Here is a 17,571-nt window from a genome sequence, read left to right as displayed (position 1 = left end):
TTTCGCGGCTGCCGTCGAACGAGATGGGAAAGCAAGCATCCGGTGCCTCACTGCACGATCCGGTTGGACACGGCATTGCCGGCGTTCCGGTTGCCGTTGGCGGACATCTGATTGAGAAGGTTGACCATCGCGGCTGCTTGCGCGTCGTTGGTGGTGGCGCCGCCGGTATCAGACCGCTTCGCCTGACCGTTGCGGTTGATCTCGACCGCGCTGGTATCGGTGCCGCGGGTAACGCGCACGATGGGGCCGGTGGGCTGGCTGGGAGCGGTACCGGGCATCGGCAGGTAGTTCATCGGCATCTGCGCCTGTCCCTGCTGTTGCTGAGGCGCGGGGCGGGAGCGAACGAAGGTGCGGTTCTGGAAGCGGGAGACATCGCCCCCGGTGGCATAGCTGCTGCCGCCGTCGGTCGGACGCGAGGCGGCCCTGCGCAGCAGGCGCTCTTCCTCTTCCGGTGTCGCATCTTCGGGGATCTTCACGTCGCCTTCGGCGATCGCGCGCTCCAGATCGTCCTGGTTGTCGGCGAGCGAGCGCAGCGCCAGGCTGAGCGTCCCGATCGTCTGCGCTACTGCGACCTTTTCCGCCATCTTCGGCGTAACTTCCAGCGTGACGGTGGTGAAGCCGGTGACTTCGGTCTTGCCGTCCTCACCCTTGGTTGTCTCGGTCTTCTTGTCGGTGGCGAGGACACGCAGATTGCGCAGGAAGGTTTCCGTCGCGTTGAGACCGCTGGTGGTGTCGTCGCCCGCGATCGACTGGGTCAGCATCAGGTCGACATGGTCGCCCGGGAAGATGAAGCCGCCGACGCCGGTCATATCCGAGACCGGGATGGTGACGGCGCGCATGCCCGGGGCGAGTGCCGCGGCCAGGAAGCCACGATCGCCCGGTGCGACCAGCGCGCCTTGCGTTACCGGCTCGCCGGCAGTGATCGGCAGGCGGACGACGGTGCCTAGCAGCTTGTTGATATCGGTTTGGCCATCGATGAAATAGGCGTCCTTCATCAGCCCGTCCGGCCATTGCTGGTAACCGATCGCGTCGGCGGTGATGATGGTGCCGGCGGGCAGCGCCCGCTGCGCGACGAGGACGCGGGTCCCCGCAGGTTGGGCCGGGACCGCGCTCGCTTCGGGTGCCGAAGAGCCGACGATCATGCTGCGCGCGGCCAGCGCGGTGATAATCGCAACGAACAGCGCGCCGACGATCAATATGACTTTTTTCCGGTCCATGGCTCTTGGAGGCCCCCTAATCGCCCGACCCGTTTCGGGCCCGGTTCACCCGTTGGACTACGGGAAAAATGGTTAAAAAGGAGTTCACCCGAAAACTTGCGTAAATCCGGGCAATGCGAGGTAGTTCGCGCTCACTACCCACAGCGCGGCGCACGAAATCGCGACGCCATAGGGCACGGCGAGGCGGTCCTTGCGCCGGCGCGCGATATGCCACGCGCCGAAGACGAGCGTGAGCACGCCGCCCAAGATCGCCATGAGGACGATCAGCTGTAGGAACAGGGCGGGCGCGATCCACAGCGCGAGTGCGGTCAGCAGCTTCACATCGCCGCCGCCCATCGCCCGGATGGCGAACAGGCCGGCGGTGATCGCGAAAGTCCCTAGCGCGATACCCAGCTGGATCGCGACGCCCGGCCACAGCGACAGGCCGCTGCTCCACCAGAACAGCGGCGCACCGAGCGCGATCGCCAGGTTAAGCCAGTTGTCGATCCGGCGATGCCGCAGGTCGGTAAAGGCGGCGTAGAGCAGCGCGATTGCCAAGGCGGCGAGCAGTCCGTAGTGAAAGCTGTCGTGCTGCATGAAGCCCCCGTGCATGAATGCGTGCACGCCGTGCTACAGGGCAGGGCTTACCAAATAGTAACCACGTTTGCCGCCCGGAGGCGCAGCATGATCGAAACCGGACAGGCGACCGCTAGGCAGCATTCCCGCCGATCGATTCCGTACGGTGCGCGGGAGAGCCGATGGCGTGCGCCGGGCGGTGCCGATGTGCGGCGGATCGACTGGGGCGAAGGTTCCGCGACCCGCGGATCGGTCCTGTTCCTGCCCGGTCGCGGCGACTTTTACGAGAAATACCTCGAATCGCTGGGTGAATGGCACGCGGCGGGCTGGCGCGTCACCGCGTCCGACTGGCGCGGGCAGGCGGGTTCGGGCCGTTTGGGGATCGATCCGCTGACCGGCCACGTCGCCGATTTCGCCGACTGGGTGCGCGACCTTGCGGCCCTGTGGGCGGAATGGAAGGTGACGACGCCTGCGCCCCATGTACTGATCGGCCATTCGATGGGCGGCCACTTGGCGTTGCGTGCCGTGGTAGAGGGCAAGGTCGATCCTACCGCGCTGGTGCTATCCGCACCGATGCTGGGCTTCGTCGGTCAGCCGCTCCCCCCGGCGGTGATGCACACGATCGCGCGGGTCATGCGCGCGCTGGGCGATCCGCGGCGACCGGCCTGGAAGTGGAGCGAGAAGCCAGGCGTGCTGCCGACGACGCGGGCCGCGCTGCTGACTCATGACGAGGACCGGTATGAGGACGAGATCGCGTGGCGCGAAACGCGTCCCGAGCTGGCGATGGGGCCGGGCAGCTGGGGCTGGGTCGAACGGGCGATGGCGTCCATGCGCGCGCTTGCCGCGCCGGATGTGCTGGAAAAAGTCGATCTGCCGGTCCTCCTGATCGCGACGCGAGTCGACCGTCTGGTCTCCTTCGCTGCCATCGAACGGGCGGCGGAGCGGCTTCCGCATGCCGAACTGGTCGCTTTCGGCGAAGAAGCGCGTCACGAGATACTGCGCGAAGCCGATCCAGTGCGCGACCGGGCGATGGAGACGATCGCCGACTTCCTCGCCCGCGAAGCGCCCGCGTCGCGCTGAGGGAAGCGGCTTGACGCAGGAGCATTACGATATTGCGGTGATCGGCGCGGGTATGGCCGGGGCCAGCCTGGCAGCCGAATGCGCCCCGAACGCGCGGGTCTTGTTGCTGGAGGCTGAGGAGCGACCGGGTTATCACACCACCGGACGTTCGGCTGCGTTCTGGGAGGAATGCTATGGCGGCCCCGCCATTGTCCCACTTACTCTCGCCTCCGGCGCGTATCTGCGCGATGGCGGGTTCCTGAAACTTCGCGGTGCGATGACCATCGGTCGAAGCGCCGATGCTGGACTGATCGATGCCTTCGTAAACCGGTTCTCGGACACAGGCGCGACGATTGAGCGAATCGGTGCGGTCGCCATGCGCGCGCGCCTCCCCGATTTGCTCCCGGAATGGACGGAAGGGGTTTGGCAGCCGCATTGTTCGGACATCGACGTCGCCGCGCTTCACCAGCACTATCTCGCACTGGCCGCCCGAGCGGGAACACGCCCGCGGTGCCGCGCGCGGATCGCCCGGATCGAACGGAACGCAGAGCGCTGGGCGATAGCGGACGAACGCGGCCGTAGCTGGCAGGCTTCCGCCATCGTCAATGCCGCAGGTGCCTGGGCAGACGATGTCGCGCGAATGGCCGGCGCGCGCGCTCTGGGCATTCAGCCCCTGCGCCGGACCGTCGCGCAAGTGGAGACCGATCCGCCAACCGATTCCGCTGCGCCGCTGGTGCTCGACATTAACGGCCGGTTCTACTTCAAGCCGGAGAGTGGCCGCTTGTGGCTCAGCCCGCACGACGAAACCCCCTCGCCCGCGGTCGATGCCGCGCCCGAGGAAATGGCCGTCGCCGAGGCGATCGAGCGCTACCAGCAGACGGTGGATGCGAAGGTGACGCGGGTCGAGCGGCGCTGGGCCGGATTGCGCAGCTTCTCGCCCGATCGCGCACCCGTCTATGGTTGGGACCCGACAGTAGATGGGTTCTTCTGGTTCGCCGGGCAGGGGGGCTTCGGCATTCAGACCGCGCCCGCCGCGGCCCGGCTCGCCAGCCAGCTACTGCTCGATGCGCCGCGCGACGCGATGACCGCGCCGCTGGATGCCGGGCTCTACCGCCCGGGCCGCTTCGCCTAACCGCCGCGCATGAACCGTTCGGCTTCGTCACTGGCGAGCCGGTCGACCCGCTCGTTCTCTGGATGGCCGGAATGGCCCTTCACCCATGTCCAGCGAATCAGATGCGGTCCCGCCGCACGGATCAGTTCGTGCCACAGATCGTCGTTGCGGACCGGCTTCTTGCTGGCGTTCACCCAGCCGCGTTTCTGCCAGCCGTGGATCCACTTGGTCATCCCGTCGATGACGTAGCGGCTGTCGGTGTGCAGATTGACCTCGCACGGCACGATCAGGGCATCGAGCGCGCGAACGACCGCCGTCATTTCCATCCGATTGTTGGTGGTATCGGGCTCTCCCCCCGACAACTCCTTCTCGTGCGCGCCCATGCGCAGCAGCGCGCCCCAGCCACCCGGGCCGGGGTTCCCCTTGCAGGCACCATCGGTAAAGACATCGACTTTCTTCATAGGGCGAACGCCTCCTCCCCCGCATCGCGATAGAAGGCAAGACGGCGTGCGAAATCCATCGGGTCCTTGCGCGTCACGACCGCGTCGGCCGGGGTGTGGAGCCAGTCCCACGCCCGTGTCGCGACGAAGCGCAGCGCCGCCCCGCGCCCCAGCACTGGCAGAGCGTTCTTCTCCGCGCGGGCGAACTCCCGCTGGCTTTGATAGCCTTGCGCGAGAGCGACGGCGATCTCCGGGCGGAAGCCGCCGTCCCTGTCGAAGGCCCACGCCGCGTGGGTAATTGCAAAATCGTAGGCGAGCAGATCCTCGCAGGCGAAATAGAAATCGATCATCCCGGTCACTTCGTCGCCCAGCATCAGGACGTTGTCGGGAAACAGGTCCGCATGGATGATCCCGCGCGGCAGGCCGCTGGGCCAGTCCCGCTCCAGCGCGGCGAGTTCGGGCTCCACCAGCGCGGACAGGGCGGGATCGATCCGGTCCAACCCGTCCGTGCCGCAACCTGCCAGCAGCCTCCGCCATTCGGGCAGGTCCATGGTGTTGCGCCGGGTCAGATCGAAATCGACGGCGTCTCGGTGCAGCCGGGCGAGGGCCGCTCCTACCGCATGTGCCTGGGATGGGTCCGGCCGGTCGGGTGCGACGCCGGGCAGGTATTCGATCAGGGCCGCCGGCTTGTCGTGTATCCTCCGGAAGGCCGCGCCGTCCCGGTCGTGGATGACGCGCGGCACCGGTCCGCCCTTCTCAGCCAGATGATCGAGCAGGCCGAGGAAGAACGGCAATCCTTCGCGGTCGGTTCGCGTTTCGTAGATCGTCAGGATGAAGCGTCCACCGGCGGTCTCGATCAGCCAGTTCGAATTGGATACGCCTTCCGCGATACCCTTGGCAGACCGCAGCGCGCCGACCGCATAGTGCGCGACGAACTCCGCGAGCTCTTCGGTCGTGAGATGGGTATAGACTGCCACGCGCGTGCGGAGAGGATCAGTCGACCAGTTCGCGCGGCAGCTTGAACACCATGTTTTCTTCCGCGCTACTCAGCGTGCGCTCTTCGACGCTCCGCCATTCGGCCAGCCGGGCGACGACCTCGCGGACCAGGGTTTCCGGCGCGGACGCGCCCGCGGTAAGGCCGATGGTACCCACACCCTCCAGCCAAGCGGGGTCGATATCCTCCGCCCGCTGGATCAACCGGGCCGGTGTGCCGAGCCGTTCCGCGACCTCCACCAGCCGCACCGAATTGGAAGAATTGGGCGCGCCGATCACCAGCACCAGATCGCTGCCCGGCGCAATCTTCTTGACCGCCATCTGCCGGTTGGACGTTGCGTAGCAGATATCCTCTGCCTTCGGCCCCACGATCTGGGGGAAACGGTCCTCCAGAGCGGACACAATTTCCGCTGTGTCGTCCACCGACAGCGTCGTCTGGGTCAGGTAGGAGAGCGAATGTTCGTGTCCGAACGGCAGGCGGGCGACGTCTTCCACCGATTCGACCAGTGTCATTTGATCGTCTTCGACCTGACCCATGGTCCCGATCACTTCGGGATGCCCGGCATGGCCGATGAAGATGATGTGCTGCCCCTTCTCGATCTGTCGCTCCGCCTGGCGATGGACCTTGCTCACCAGTGGACAGGTCGCATCGAAATACGACAGCTCGCGGCGTTCTGCTTCCTTGGGAACGGCTTTGGGCACGCCGTGGGCGCTGAAGACGACGTGCGCGCCGTCCGGCACCTCGTCCAGTTCCTCGACAAAGACTGCGCCCTTCTCCTTCAGCGTTTCGACCACATAGCGGTTGTGGACGATCTCGTGCCGGACATAGACCGGCGCGCCATAGCGCTCCAGCGCGCGTTCCACGATCTCGATCGCGCGGTCGACCCCGGCGCAGAAACCGCGCGGCGCGGCGATCAGCAATTGCAGGCCGGGCTTGCCCTCGGCTTCGGACGACAACGGAAAGGGTGCGTTCATTCCTGCGCCTCTAGCGCTTTCGGCCGCGGGTCGCTAGGGCACGCGGGCATATTGCAGACCACAGGCAGACCCAGGGAACCGAGTTCGACCGATGAACCAATCCGCACGCATCTTCGCCGTCGCCGTAGCGATCGCAACGCTTGCCGGCTGCTCGCGCGAGGGCGAGCTGGTCGTTGCCGAGGGCGTCGGCGTGCGCGCCACGCGTACCGCATGCCCCGCGGTCGGGGTGCCACAATATACCGGCGACATCACCACCTTCCGTACTCCGGGTTCGACGCTCGCCTCCGATATAGACGTGACCGCGACGCTCACCGATGTACGCAGCACCTGCGATGAGACCGGTGAGAAGATCTACGCCAACGTGACGTTCGACGTGCTGGCGAGCCGGATGGACACGCGCGGCGCGCGCAGCGTCGAGCTGCCGTACTTCGTCACCGTCCTGCGGGGCGGCAGCGCGGTGGTCAGCAAGCGTATGGGGACGGTAACGGTCCAGTTCGCGGACGGGCAGGGCCGCGCCAGCGCCAGTGCGCAGGGCGGGGCGTTCATCGACCGCGCCGAGGCCACTCTGCCCGACGATATCCGCGCGAAGATCACGCGCGAGCGCAAGGCGGGCGAAGCGGACGCCGCGCTCGATCCGCTGGCCGATCCCGAGGTGAAGGCTGCATTGCAGCGCGCCAATTTCGAGGTGCTGGTAGGGTTCCAGCTGGGGCAGGACCAGCTCGCCTACAACGCCACGCGTTGAGGCGCGGCCGGCCCAAGCCATCCATCCGGCTCGCCATGGTGGCGGGCTCCCGTCAGACCCGCCCCCTCCGCATGGGGGCGCATAAAGCGCGATGTCGCCCATGACCCACCCCCACACCCTTCATGCCACCTTTGCCGAACGGATCGACGCGATCCTGTCCGCGCTCGAAATGGAAGGCTCGCTGCCTCCACACACGCCGCGTTCCGGCGTGGCGGTGGAACCGCCTCGCGATCCCGCTCACGGCGATCTCGCAACCAATGCCGCGATGGTGCTTGCCAAGCAGGCGAAGACCAATCCTCGCGCGCTGGCGCAGAAGATCGTCGAGCATCTCGAGCGCGAACCCGATATCGAAAGCGCCGAGATAGCGGGCCCCGGCTTCATCAACCTGCGGCTTCTCGACCGGGTCTGGCTGGAGGAATTGCGCGCGATCCACGTGCTGGGTCCCGATTACGGGCGGTCGCGCATGGGCGAAGGCTCTACGGTCAACATCGAATACGTCTCCGCCAACCCGACCGGGCCGATGCATATGGGCCATTGCCGCGGCGCGGTGGTGGGCGATGCGCTCGCCAGCCTGCTGGAGCACGCCGGGCATACCGTCATCCGCGAATACTACGTCAACGACGCAGGCGCGCAGGTCGACGTTCTCGCCCGCTCCGCCCATCTGCGGTATCGCGAGGCGCTGGGCGACGATATCGGCACGATCCCGGAAGGGCTCTATCCCGGCGATTATCTGAAGCAGGTCGGCCAAGTGCTCGCAGGCGAGTTCGGCGAGAAATATCGCGACGCGCCGGAAAGCGAATGGCTCGCCGTATTCCGCAAGACGGCGGTCGCCGCGATGATGGACATGATCCGCGCCGACCTGGCGACGCTCGGCATCCGGCACGACGTGTTCGCTTCGGAGGCGGAGCTGCAGGCGGCGGGGAAGCCTGAACAGGCGGAAGAGAAGCTGCGGGCCGCGAACCTCGTCTATGACGGCATGCTGGAAGCGCCCAAGGGCAAGACGCCCGACGATTGGGAGCCCGTCGAGCTGCCGCTGTTCCGGTCGACCGAATTCGGCGACGACCAAGATCGCCCGATCCGCAAGAGCGATGGCAAATGGACCTATTTCGGGGCCGATCTCGCCTATCACATGCAGAAGGCGGAAGGCGCAGATGCGCTGATCGACATCTGGGGCGCGGATCACGCCGGCACGGTCAAGCGGATCAAGGCGGCCGTGGCGGCGCTTTCGCAGGAACAGGGCGAACCGATCCCGTTCGACGTGAAGCTGGTGCAGATGGTCCAGCTGCTGCGCGATGGCGAACCGGTCAAGATGTCGAAGCGGTCGGGCAATTTCGTGACGCTCGCCGAAGTCGTGGAGGAAGTGGGCAGGGACGTGGTCCGTTTCACCATGCTGACCCGCAAGCCAGAGGCGCAGATGGATTTCGACTTCGCCAAGGTGGTGGAGACGAGCAAGGACAACCCGGTCTTCTACGTCCAGTACGCGCATGCGCGGATTCATTCGACCCTGCGCAAGGGACGCGAGGAGGGGATATCCCCTTCCGACGAAGCGCTTGATCGGCTGAATTCTGGCGATCTCGCACTGGTTCGCATGGCCGCGCAATATCCGCGCGTGGTGGAAGCGGCGGCGTCGGCGCGCGAGCCGCACCGGATCGCGTTCTATCTCTACGACCTCGCCGCCGAATTCCACGCCTACTGGAATGCGGGGAACGACGATCCCGCAAACCGGGTCATCGTGGCACAGGACCCGGCGCTGACCGCGGCGAGGCTTTTCCTCGTCGCCCGGATCGGGCAGGTTGTGCGCAACGGTCTCGCCCTCCTGGGCGTACAGGCGGTGGAGGAAATGTAGCGTGGTCGACGATCGGCATGACGAGGAAGGCGAATACCAGACCGCCTACCAGCGCCTGCACCAGGACGAGACGAACGAGGAACTCGCGCTCAACGACGACGACTCGCTCCCGTGGCTGGAATCGTCCGATTATGTCGAAGGGCAAGGCACCGACACGTCGCGGATGGTCGGCTTCGCGTTGCTGGCCTTGATCGCGCTCGTCGTGATCCTTGGGGCAATCTGGTATTTCTCTCGCCCCAGTTCAGATGGGGAACTGGCGGGCGACGGCAGCGCGATCTCCGCTCCCGAAGACGGGTACAAACAGCGGCCGGAGGATGCGGGCGGCAAGGAGTTCGCCAACACCGGCGACGTCGCTCCCGCGGTCGGCCAGGGTCAGACGCGAGAGGGCCGCATCGCGGATGCGAAGCCATCGCCCACGCCTACCCCCACCGCCTCCACCAGCGCGAAGCCCGCAACGGACGAACCGGAGGTGAAGCCATCACCCGCTACTTCATCGGGCGGCGTCGGGGTCCAGGTCGGGGCCTTCTCCACCAAAGCGCTGGCCGAGCGGGGGTGGCAGACTCTGAACGGGCAGACGGAGAAGCTGCAGGGCGTCAGTCACCGGGTGCTGGAAGGCACGGTGGATAACGGGACCGTCTATCGGCTGCAGGCCATCACCGGCTCTCGCGAAGCCGCCGATACGCTGTGCCGCGCGCTCAAGGCCGATGGCGTCGCCTGCCAGGTGAAATAGGGGCGCGCTGTCCACCGGCGAGATCACGCTTTGCCTTGCCGCGCGCCGGCTTTCCTGCAAATTTCCCGTCCATCATGACGCCAGCGATCTTTGGCCTGTCCGGCCCCACCCTGACCGGGGAGGAGCGCGACTTCTTCCGCGACGCCGATCCGGTCGGCTACATCCTGTTCGCGCGCAATTGCGTCGATCCGGAGCAGCTGCGCGCGCTTACCGACGATCTGCGCGCGATTCACGGGCGCGACAGGTTGCTGGTTTCGATCGATCAGGAAGGCGGGCGGGTGCAGCGGATGAAACCACCCGTCTGGACCCGCTATCCAGCCGGGGAAGCTTTCGACCGACTCTACGAAATCACCCCCGCCTCCGCGATCGAGGCCATCCGCATGAACGCGGAGGCCATGGGACGCGAACTGGCGGAGTCGGGGATCAATGTCGATTTCCACGCGCCGTTCGATGTGCGCCGCCCCGAAACCGACGGGGTGATCGGCGATCGCGCGCTGGGCGGCGATCCGACGCGGGTCGCGGCGCTGGGCCGCGCGCTGATGGAAGGGCTGGGGAGGGCGGGCGTCGCCGGTTGTCTCAAGCACATGCCCGGCCACGGGAGGGCAATGGCCGACAGTCACAAGGAGCTGCCGGTGGTGGAAGCCAGCGCGGAGGAGCTGGAGACCGACCTCGCGCCGTTCCGGCGACTGGCCGACGCGCCCATCGGGATGAGCGCGCATATCGTGTTCACGGCGTGGGACGCGGACAATCCGGCAACGCTGTCTCCCTTCGTAATCCAGCGGATCATTCGCGAAACGATCGGTTTCGACGGTCTCCTGCTCACCGATGATATCGACATGCAGGCGCTGTCGGGCAACATTCCGGACCGTGCCGAGAAAGCGCTCGCCGCAGGGTGCGACGTGGTGCTCAATTGCTGGGCCAAAATTCCCGAGATGGAGGGAATTGCCGAACGATGCCCCTCTCTCGCGCAGGAAGGAGCGGCCCGACTGGCGCGGGCCCTCGAACCGATGGAAAGCGAACCGACCGAGGGCGAGCGGCGCGACCTGCTGGCGAAGCGCGACGCTTGTTTACGGCGGCCGGGCTCGCCGCATGAGCGGGCATGCCCCGATCGCGGAGGACGAAAACCTTCGGGACGGGGACGACTGGGAAATCGCCGGGACCGCCCCCGAAGACCAAAGCGCGCTCTATCTCGAAATAGACGGGTGGGAGGGGCCGCTCGACCTGCTGCTGGATCTGGCCCGGCGGCAGAAGGTCGATCTGCGTCAGATTTCCATCCTCGCGCTGGTCGATCAGTATCTCGATTATCTGGAGCAGGCCGAGACGCTGAAGCTGGAGCTCGCGGCGGACTATCTGGTGATGGCGGCATGGCTCGCCTACCTCAAATCCGCGCTGCTCCTGCCCAAGGAGGAGCAGGAGGATCCGAGCCCCGAAGAGCTTGCCTTGCGCTTACAATTGCGGCTCCAGCGGCTGGGCGCGATGCGGGAGGCGGCGGCGCGATTGATGGCGCGGGACCGGATTGGGCGCGACGTGTTCGCGCGCGGCGCGCCAGAGGGGCTAGGGGTCGATCGCCGCACGCGGTGGAAGGCGGACTGGTTCGATCTGATCCAGGCCTATGGCCGGGTGAAGGCACGCACCGCACCCGCCGTCCACATGGTGCGCGAACGCCCGGTGATGACGCTCGACAGCGCGCTGGAGCGGGTTTCCAACATGCTGGGCGTGACGCTCGACTGGATGGTGCTGGAGGATTTCCTGCCCACCCATGCCGAACCGCGCCTGCGCCGATCCGCGCTCGCCTCCAGCTTCGTCGCGGCGCTGGAACTCGCTCGCCTCGGCCGGGCTGAGCTGCGGCAGGAGGATATCTTCGGTCCGTTGCACCTGCGCCGGGTGCCGGGATGAGCGATACGCCCACGCTCACCCAATTGTCCGACGATCTCGCCAACGACCTCGAACGCGCGATCGAGGCCACGCTGTTTGCGGCAGAGGAACCGATGACCGTGGAGGCGATCGCCGGGCATCTCGGCGGTGCCGAACCCGCGGCGGTGCGCGAAGCGTTGCGCGCGCTGGCGGTGCGTTATCGCGACCGGGGCATCCAGCTGGTGGAGCGCGGCAAGCGCTGGCATTTCGAGACGTCGCCCGATTTCGCGCATCTGCTGCGGCGGGAGCGCGAGCAGGTCCGCCGGCTCAGTCGCGCCGCGACGGAGGTTCTGGCGATCGTCGCCTATCACGAGCCGGTCAGCCGAGCGGAGATCGAATCGATCCGCGGCGTGCAGACCGCGAAGGGAACGCTCGACGTGCTGATGGAGGCCGGGTGGGTACGGGTCGCGGGGCGGCGTGAGGTGCCGGGTCGCCCGGTTATCTACGCGACGACACCTGCCTTCCTCGATCATTTCGGTCTGGAAAGCCGCCGCGACCTCCCTGGCATCGATGAGCTGCGAGTGGCGGGTCTGCTCGACCCGGTGGACGATGCGTTCGACGCACTGACCGGTTCGGATCCGGAGGAGAACGAAGCCGACACCGACGCCAACGCCGAAGGTGGATGATCGCTGGCACTCCCCGCCGCGAACCTGTATATCGGCGCTTCAACGCTAACCAAGAGATTATCCATGAGCCTCGGTCCCTGGCAGCTTATCATCATCGCTATCGTCATCCTCGTGCTGTTCGGGCGCGGGCGCATCTCCGAAATGATGGGCGATTTCGGTAAGGGTATCAAAAGCTTCAAGGAAGGGATGAACGAGCCCGACAGCACGTCCGGTTCCTCTTCCGCGCCTTCCGGCCGGATCGAAGGGCCGCGCCACGAGGCGAAGCCCGCCGACAGCGCGGCGCGCGATCCGCAGCCGAGCGAGCGGTCCGACAAGCAGGGCTGACGCCCGGAAGGCTGGAAGCCCATGTTCGATATCGGTGCCAGCGAGCTGCTGGTCATCGCGATCGTGGCGATCGTGGTGATCGGCCCGAAGGACATGCCGCTCGCGCTGCGCACCGCCGGGCGCTGGATCGGTAAGATGCGGCGCATTTCCGCCCATTTCCGCAGCGGTCTCGACGCCATGATCCGCGAAGCGGAGATGGAGGAGATGGATCGCAAGTGGCGTGAGCAGAACGAAGCGATCATGGCGAAATATCCCGCCGACCAGATGACGCCGCTTGAGGCCCCCTCGGCAGAGTCCGCTCCCGCAAACACGGCCACCGCAGAAGCGCGGTCGGATGCGAGTGGGGCGGAGAGCGAGCGGGAAAATGCCGCGCCTGAGGATGCCGAGGGCACCCCCGTATCGGACCGCAAGGAGGTCTGACATGGCATTCAAGCTGCGCGATATCGACGATACACAGGCACCGTTGCTCGACCATCTGATCGAACTACGGACCCGACTGATGCGCGCGCTCGCGGCGCTGGTTGTGGCGTTCGGTATCTGCCTGTACTTCGCCGACGACATCCTGGGATTCCTCGCACGACCGTTGCTGGAGGCGTTTCCGCCGGGGCAGGGGCGGCTGATCTACACGAAGCTTTACGAGGTGTTCTTCGTGGAGTTGAAGGTCGCGCTGTTCTCGGCGTTCTTCATCAGCTTCCCGGTCATCGCCAACCAGATCTGGGCCTTCATTGCGCCGGGCCTTTATGCGAAGGAAAAGCGTGCGTTTCTGCCGTTTATCATCGCTACGCCGGTGCTGTTCATAGCAGGCGGATCCCTCGCTTACTTCGTGGTCATGCCGACCGCGTTCCGCTGGTTTCTGGGCTTCGAGGGGACCGCTGGCGGGATCAGCATCGAGGCGTTGCCGAGTGCGGGCGATTATCTCAGCCTAGTGATGCAGTTCATCCTGGCATTCGGAGTGAGCTTCCTGCTGCCCGTCCTGCTGTTGCTGCTGCATCGCGCGGGGCTGGTGGAGCGCAAGCAGCTCGCCGCCTATCGGCGCTACGTGATGGTCGCGGTGGTGACGATCGCGGCGATAGTGACGCCGCCGGACCCGGGATCGCAGCTGATTCTAGCCGTGCCGCTCTATCTGCTGTTCGAGGGATCGCTGGTCATCATGCGGTTTAGCGAACGGCGGGAAAGCGCCGGTTCCGCGGCTGCGGAAACGACGGAACCCTCCAGCTAATCCCCATCCAGGCCCCGCGATCGGGCGGGGTTTCATCAGTTTCCTACGCTGTTCGACACGATCGGCAGCGGTGGGAGAAGTTCGACGTTGTGTCGGCGAAGTCCAAAGTTGTGCCCGCGAAGTTCGCGAAGACGGCGTTGACATCCAACACTTGTTCAACGCACGAAAAAGGGGGCGAGATCGTGTGACCTCGCCCCCTTTTGTAGCGTAGCAGCGGAGATTAGAAGCTGATCGGCTCTTCGTCGTCGCTGTCGGCAGCAACCACGATGCCGGCGATGATCGCGGCAACGGCGAGGATGCCGATGATCACGCCCGAGCCACCGGCCAGGTTGCTCTCGCCTTCGACGGGAGCCGCGTCACGCGACACTTCGGCCTGCGCCATGGTCGGGACGGAAACCAGCGCCAGAGCGGTGGCGGCAGCGGTAAGAATACGGGTCTTCATAAACAATCTCCGAGTAGCAATTCGTTTCAGTCAGGGCCTCTAAGCCGTTCGAGTGGTCACTTCAACCTTTTTGCCTCATCCAATTTCGCATTTGCACAATCTTCGCGAAAGTGTTGAAAACAGGCCGCAGTTCCCAATTTCCCTAGTATAAATCAACATCGTGGCGCTGTGCCGACGGCAGTCCGTGCATTACATGCGAGGAGCACCGGCGAAAACGCCGTACATTCACCTACCTATACGCGGAACGAACTCCAAAAGTTCCTGAACCCCTTCGACTTTTCCACGCCTGTGGGGCGTTACGAGCAATGGGTTACGATCAGGTTACCGGATCGCTCGTCAGCGCCCGCCGGCGGATGGCTGCGCCGTCGACGAATAGACTTTCTCCCCTGAAACCCACGTTTCGAGGACCTTGGTCTGACCCAACTGGCCGGGAGAGGCCAGCATCGGGTCGCGATCGATCACGATGAAATCGGCCCGCTCCCCCCGGGCGAGGCGACCGAAGCGACCGTCCGCGAAACCGGCATAGGCGGCGTCGGAGGTGAAGGCGGCGAAGGCGGCCTCCCTGCTGACCCGTTCCTGCGGCATCCACCCGCCGAACGGCTCCCCCCGCGCGTCTTGGCGTGAGATCGCGGCGGCCCAGCCCGCGAAGGGATCGGGCGCCTCTACCGGCGCGTCCGACCCGAAAGCGAGAGTCGCGCCCGCGTCCGCCAGGCTCTTCCACGCATAGGCGCCCTGCAGCCGGTCCGGACCCAGCCGCGCCTCCGCCATCAGCCGGTCGGAGGTCTGGTGGCTCGGCTGCATGGAGGCGATGATGCCGTCGCGCCCGAAGGCGGGAATGTCCCCCGGTGCCACGATCTGCGCGTGCTCGATGCGCCAGCGGCGGTCGCCGGTGTAGGTCTGCGCGAGTTCCTCGATCGCCAACAGCGCCTCGTGATTGGCGGCATCCCCGATCGCGTGGATCGCCACCTGGAAACCGTCCATCGACGCGCGGCTCATCAGGTTGCGCAGTTGCGCCGGGGTCAGCAGCGGCAGGCCCCTGTTGCCGGGATCGTCGGCATAGTCGGCGGTCAGCCAGGCCCCGCGCGATCCCAGCGCCCCGTCGAGATACAGCTTGATCCCCCCGGCGCGCAGCTTGTCGCCATAGAGCCACGGGGTGGGGCGCGGCCCGGCGATCGTCTCCAGCGCGTCGAGCCCCGCCGCATAGGCCATGATCCGGACATTGAGGTGCCCTTCGTCACCCGCCCGGCGGAAGGCCTGCCAGGCGGGTACGTCAGTGCCCATGTCGGCGACGGCGGTAATCCCGTTCGCGAGCAGCAACTTCTGCGCTTCGCCCAGCGCGATGTCGTAATCGAGCGGGCGGGGCCTGGGCAAAGCCTGGCGCACGAGAGGCATGGCCGCGTCCACGAACACGCCCGCGGGCCTTCGCGAGCCCGCCACGCGTTCGATGCGGCCGCCGACGGGGTCCTTCGTAGATGGGGTGATGCCAGCCTGCTCCATCGCTGCGGAATTGGCCCAGGTAGCGTGTCCATCTACCCGGTCGAGCAGGACCGGCCGGTCGCCGACCGCCTGATCGAGCTCCGCCGCAGTGGGGAAGCGGCCCAGTCCCCATTTCTCCTGATTCCAGCCGCGGCCCAGAATCCAGGGGCGATCGGGATGCGCGGCGGCGAACGCGCCGATCCGGGTCAGCGCATCGGCCAGCGAGGTCGTGTCCGAAAGATCGAGTTCCAGTTGCGCGAACCCCAGGTCCATGACGTGCGCGTGGGCATCGATCATGCCCGGAATGACGATGCGGCCGCGCCCGTCGGTGCGATAGGTGGTGCCCTGCGGGCGCTTGTCCCCGCGGTGAAGCACCTGAAGAATATGCCCGCCATCGTCGATCCACAGCCCGGTGAAGCGGTCGACCTTGCCCTCGTCGTCGAGGCGAATCCCCTCGATATTATCGACCAGCACGTCCGCACGGGCGGACGCGGCGAGAGAGCATAGCGCGAGCGCGACGAGGAGATGGCGGAAGGCAGAGTGAAGGAGAGGGGGGACAGCGTTCATGGGCGCAGGGATTATCCTGCACATGCGCCGGTGCCAATGCCGTTTGCAGCGAGCGGCGCATGATCCTAAGGCCGCGCAATGAGCAGATCCGATCCCGAAACCGCACAGCCCGGCGTGGAAGCGCTGACGATAGATGACGTACGCGCCGCCGCGAAGCGGATCGAGGGCGCGGTGGTCCGCACGCCGACGCTGCATTCGATCACCCTGTCGCAGATCACCGGCGCGGACATCTGGCTCAAGTTCGAGAATCAGCAGTTCACCGCCGCCTACAAGGAGCGCGGCGCGCTGAACGCATTGCTGCTGCTGGACGAGAAGCAGCGCGAGCGCGGCGTCATCGCGGCCTCCGCGGGCAATCACAGCCAGGGTCTTTCCTATCACGGCACCCGGCTGAACGTTCCCGTCACTATCGTGATGCCGCGCACCACGCCTGTCGTGAAGGTGATGCAGACCGAAAGCGTCGGCGGCAATGTCGTGCTGGAGGGGGAGACCTTCGACGAAGCCAATGCCCATGCCCGCAAGCTGGAGCAGGAGCGCGGTCTGACCTTCGTCCATCCCTTCGACGATCCGGACGTCGCGGCCGGGGCGGGCACCGTGGCGCTCGAAATGCTGGAGGATGCGCCCGAGCTCGACTGCATCGTCACGCCGATCGGTGGCGGCGGGCTGATGTCGGGCATGTCGACCGTCGCCCGCGCGCTGAAGCCCGACATGCTGATCGTCGGGGTCGAATCGGCGCTCTATCCGTCCATGCATTCGCGGGTGAAGGGGCTGAACGAGGAATGCGGCGGCGATACGCTGGCCGAAGGGATCGCGGTCAAGGCTCCGGGCGAGTTCACCTCGCAGGTGATCGCCAAGAATGTCGACGAAATCCTGCTGGTGGACGAGGCCGCGCTGGAAAACGCGGTCGCGCTGCTGTTGCAGATCGAAAAGACCGTGGTGGAGGGCGCCGGGGCGGCGGGCCTGGCGGCGATCCTGGCCGAGCCGGAGCGTTTCGCCGGGCGCAAGATCGGGCTGGTGCTGTGCGGTGGCAACATCGATTCGCGCCTGCTCGCCAACGTGCTGCTGCGCGATCTCGCGCGGCAGGGTCGGCTGGCCCGGCTGCGCATCACGCTGAAGGATCGGCCGGGCGCACTGTTCCGCGTGATGCGCCTGTTCGACGCGCATAATGTGAACATCATCGAGATCTATCACCAGCGCATCTTCACCAACCTTCCGGCCAAGGGGCTCATCACCGATATCGAGTGCGAGGCGCGCGACCGGACCCAGCTCGAAGCGCTGGTGGCGGAGCTGCGCGAGCAGGGTTACGTGGTGCACCCGGTGGAACTGGCCTGACGGGGA

18 protein-coding genes and 1 pseudogene are annotated in these 17,571 nt (G+C 66.2%); 12 read left to right on the top strand and 7 right to left on the bottom strand.

Features of this window, described 5'->3' with window-relative positions; all coding sequences use genetic code 11:
- Positions 1–47: 47 nt before the first annotated feature.
- Positions 48–1,217 (bottom strand): Flp pilus assembly protein CpaB, encoded by a 1,170-nt coding sequence (gene cpaB, locus F7D01_RS03225; RefSeq protein WP_215228810.1) that lies wholly within the window; start codon positions 1,215–1,217, stop codon positions 48–50.
- Between the two features lie 84 nt (positions 1,218–1,301).
- Positions 1,302–1,808, bottom strand: coding sequence for a prepilin peptidase (locus tag F7D01_RS03220; protein WP_251567023.1), 507 nt, complete (start codon positions 1,806–1,808; stop codon positions 1,302–1,304).
- Between the two features lie 72 nt (positions 1,809–1,880).
- On the opposite strand from F7D01_RS03220, the gene F7D01_RS03215 reads away from it, so the two are divergent.
- Together F7D01_RS03215 and F7D01_RS03210 are read left to right on the top strand one after the other, a co-directional pair.
- Entirely contained in the window at positions 1,881–2,852 is a 972-nt protein-coding gene (locus F7D01_RS03215) for an alpha/beta fold hydrolase (RefSeq protein WP_251567021.1), read from the top strand.
- 10 nt (positions 2,853–2,862) lie between these two features.
- The gene (locus F7D01_RS03210) at positions 2,863–3,963 is read left to right on the top strand and encodes an FAD-binding oxidoreductase (RefSeq protein ID WP_256443717.1); all 1,101 of its coding nucleotides are present in this window, start codon (positions 2,863–2,865) and stop codon (positions 3,961–3,963) included.
- Here the strand turns inward: F7D01_RS03210 and rnhA are convergent.
- Genes rnhA through ispH form a run of 3 tightly spaced genes read right to left on the bottom strand, consistent with a single transcriptional unit; the run spans position 3,960 to position 6,350 of the window.
- Positions 3,960–4,403, bottom strand: a complete 444-nt coding sequence (rnhA, locus tag F7D01_RS03205; protein ID WP_215228808.1) for a ribonuclease HI — start codon at positions 4,401–4,403, stop codon at positions 3,960–3,962. The two genes, F7D01_RS03210 and rnhA, sit on opposite strands and share 4 nt — an antisense overlap.
- Positions 4,400–5,359, bottom strand: a complete 960-nt coding sequence (gene thrB, locus F7D01_RS03200; RefSeq protein ID WP_215228807.1) for a homoserine kinase — start codon at positions 5,357–5,359, stop codon at positions 4,400–4,402. Before thrB ends, rnhA begins: the two co-directional genes overlap by 4 nt.
- Positions 5,360–5,375: 16 nt before the next feature.
- The gene (gene ispH / locus F7D01_RS03195; protein ID WP_215228806.1) at positions 5,376–6,350 is read right to left on the bottom strand and encodes a 4-hydroxy-3-methylbut-2-enyl diphosphate reductase; all 975 of its coding nucleotides are present in this window, start codon (positions 6,348–6,350) and stop codon (positions 5,376–5,378) included.
- Between the two features lie 91 nt (positions 6,351–6,441).
- Between ispH and F7D01_RS03190 the strand changes: the two genes are divergently transcribed.
- From F7D01_RS03190 to tatC, 9 genes and pseudogenes are all read left to right on the top strand, one after another.
- Positions 6,442–7,092 (top strand): hypothetical protein, encoded by a 651-nt coding sequence (locus F7D01_RS03190; protein WP_215228805.1) that lies wholly within the window; start codon positions 6,442–6,444, stop codon positions 7,090–7,092.
- A gap of 100 nt (positions 7,093–7,192) precedes the next feature.
- Entirely contained in the window at positions 7,193–8,938 is a 1,746-nt protein-coding gene (gene argS / locus F7D01_RS03185; RefSeq protein WP_215228804.1) for an arginine--tRNA ligase, read from the top strand.
- A gap of 1 nt (position 8,939) precedes the next feature.
- Positions 8,940–9,668 (top strand): SPOR domain-containing protein, encoded by a 729-nt coding sequence (locus tag F7D01_RS03180; RefSeq protein WP_251567018.1) that lies wholly within the window; start codon positions 8,940–8,942, stop codon positions 9,666–9,668.
- 74 nt (positions 9,669–9,742) lie between these two features.
- A pseudogene (gene nagZ, locus F7D01_RS03175) lies at positions 9,743–10,738 on the top strand (beta-N-acetylhexosaminidase); the annotation flags it as partial.
- 19 nt (positions 10,739–10,757) lie between these two features.
- On the top strand, positions 10,758–11,564 hold the full coding sequence (locus F7D01_RS03170; protein WP_215228803.1) for a ScpA family protein: 807 nt from the start codon (positions 10,758–10,760) through the stop codon (positions 11,562–11,564).
- Positions 11,561–12,208: an SMC-Scp complex subunit ScpB gene (gene scpB, locus F7D01_RS03165; RefSeq protein ID WP_215228802.1), complete on the top strand. Its 648-nt coding sequence runs from the start codon at positions 11,561–11,563 to the stop codon at positions 12,206–12,208. The genes F7D01_RS03170 and scpB overlap by 4 nt, the downstream gene beginning before the upstream one ends.
- 63 nt (positions 12,209–12,271) lie before the next feature.
- Entirely contained in the window at positions 12,272–12,532 is a 261-nt protein-coding gene (tatA, locus tag F7D01_RS03160) for a twin-arginine translocase TatA/TatE family subunit (RefSeq protein WP_215228801.1), read from the top strand.
- A 21-nt stretch (positions 12,533–12,553) separates the two neighbouring features.
- Positions 12,554–12,952: a Sec-independent protein translocase protein TatB gene (gene tatB / locus F7D01_RS03155; protein ID WP_215228800.1), complete on the top strand. Its 399-nt coding sequence runs from the start codon at positions 12,554–12,556 to the stop codon at positions 12,950–12,952.
- 1 nt (position 12,953) lies between these two features.
- Complete coding sequence (gene tatC, locus F7D01_RS03150; protein WP_215228799.1) at positions 12,954–13,751, top strand: twin-arginine translocase subunit TatC; 798 nt, start codon at positions 12,954–12,956, stop codon at positions 13,749–13,751.
- Positions 13,752–13,971: 220 nt separating this feature from the next.
- Here tatC and F7D01_RS03145 read toward each other — a convergent pair whose 3' ends face one another.
- Both F7D01_RS03145 and F7D01_RS03140 read right to left on the bottom strand, forming a co-directional pair.
- The gene (locus F7D01_RS03145; protein ID WP_215228798.1) at positions 13,972–14,193 is read right to left on the bottom strand and encodes a hypothetical protein; all 222 of its coding nucleotides are present in this window, start codon (positions 14,191–14,193) and stop codon (positions 13,972–13,974) included.
- Between the two features lie 336 nt (positions 14,194–14,529).
- Entirely contained in the window at positions 14,530–16,236 is a 1,707-nt protein-coding gene (locus tag F7D01_RS03140) for an amidohydrolase (protein ID WP_215228797.1), read from the bottom strand.
- Between the two features lie 78 nt (positions 16,237–16,314).
- On the opposite strand from F7D01_RS03140, the gene F7D01_RS03135 reads away from it, so the two are divergent.
- A complete protein-coding gene (locus F7D01_RS03135; RefSeq protein WP_215228796.1) occupies positions 16,315–17,565 on the top strand; it encodes a threonine ammonia-lyase in 1,251 nt (416 codons plus the stop codon).
- The last annotated feature ends 6 nt before the right edge of the window (positions 17,566–17,571 follow it).

The organism is Erythrobacter sp. 3-20A1M (assembly GCF_018636735.1).
Taxonomy (GTDB): Bacteria; Pseudomonadota; Alphaproteobacteria; order Sphingomonadales; family Sphingomonadaceae; genus Alteriqipengyuania.
The sequence above is the reverse complement of the archived record's forward strand: the minus strand, read 5'-3'. Positions and strand labels throughout refer to the sequence as shown.

What these genes read in the sequence shown, in the direction of transcription:
- F7D01_RS03215 (WP_251567021.1), top strand. Translation starts at nt 1,881, where the DNA reads ATGATCGAAACCGGACAGGCGACCGCTAGGCAGCATTCCCGCCGATCG.
- F7D01_RS03170 (WP_215228803.1), top strand. Translation starts at nt 10,758, where the DNA reads ATGAGCGGGCATGCCCCGATCGCGGAGGACGAAAACCTTCGGGACGGG.
- ispH (WP_215228806.1), bottom strand. Translation starts at nt 6,350, where the DNA reads ATGAACGCACCCTTTCCGTTGTCGTCCGAAGCCGAGGGCAAGCCCGGC.
- F7D01_RS03145 (WP_215228798.1), bottom strand. Translation starts at nt 14,193, where the DNA reads ATGAAGACCCGTATTCTTACCGCTGCCGCCACCGCTCTGGCGCTGGTT.
- F7D01_RS03140 (WP_215228797.1), bottom strand. Translation starts at nt 16,236, where the DNA reads ATGAACGCTGTCCCCCCTCTCCTTCACTCTGCCTTCCGCCATCTCCTC.
- tatC (WP_215228799.1), top strand. Translation starts at nt 12,954, where the DNA reads ATGGCATTCAAGCTGCGCGATATCGACGATACACAGGCACCGTTGCTC.
- rnhA (WP_215228808.1), bottom strand. Translation starts at nt 4,403, where the DNA reads ATGAAGAAAGTCGATGTCTTTACCGATGGTGCCTGCAAGGGGAACCCC.
- cpaB (WP_215228810.1), bottom strand. Translation starts at nt 1,217, where the DNA reads ATGGACCGGAAAAAAGTCATATTGATCGTCGGCGCGCTGTTCGTTGCG.
- argS (WP_215228804.1), top strand. Translation starts at nt 7,193, where the DNA reads ATGACCCACCCCCACACCCTTCATGCCACCTTTGCCGAACGGATCGAC.
- F7D01_RS03135 (WP_215228796.1), top strand. Translation starts at nt 16,315, where the DNA reads ATGAGCAGATCCGATCCCGAAACCGCACAGCCCGGCGTGGAAGCGCTG.
- tatA (WP_215228801.1), top strand. Translation starts at nt 12,272, where the DNA reads ATGAGCCTCGGTCCCTGGCAGCTTATCATCATCGCTATCGTCATCCTC.
- scpB (WP_215228802.1), top strand. Translation starts at nt 11,561, where the DNA reads ATGAGCGATACGCCCACGCTCACCCAATTGTCCGACGATCTCGCCAAC.
- F7D01_RS03220 (WP_251567023.1), bottom strand. Translation starts at nt 1,808, where the DNA reads ATGCACGGGGGCTTCATGCAGCACGACAGCTTTCACTACGGACTGCTC.
- tatB (WP_215228800.1), top strand. Translation starts at nt 12,554, where the DNA reads ATGTTCGATATCGGTGCCAGCGAGCTGCTGGTCATCGCGATCGTGGCG.
- F7D01_RS03190 (WP_215228805.1), top strand. Translation starts at nt 6,442, where the DNA reads ATGAACCAATCCGCACGCATCTTCGCCGTCGCCGTAGCGATCGCAACG.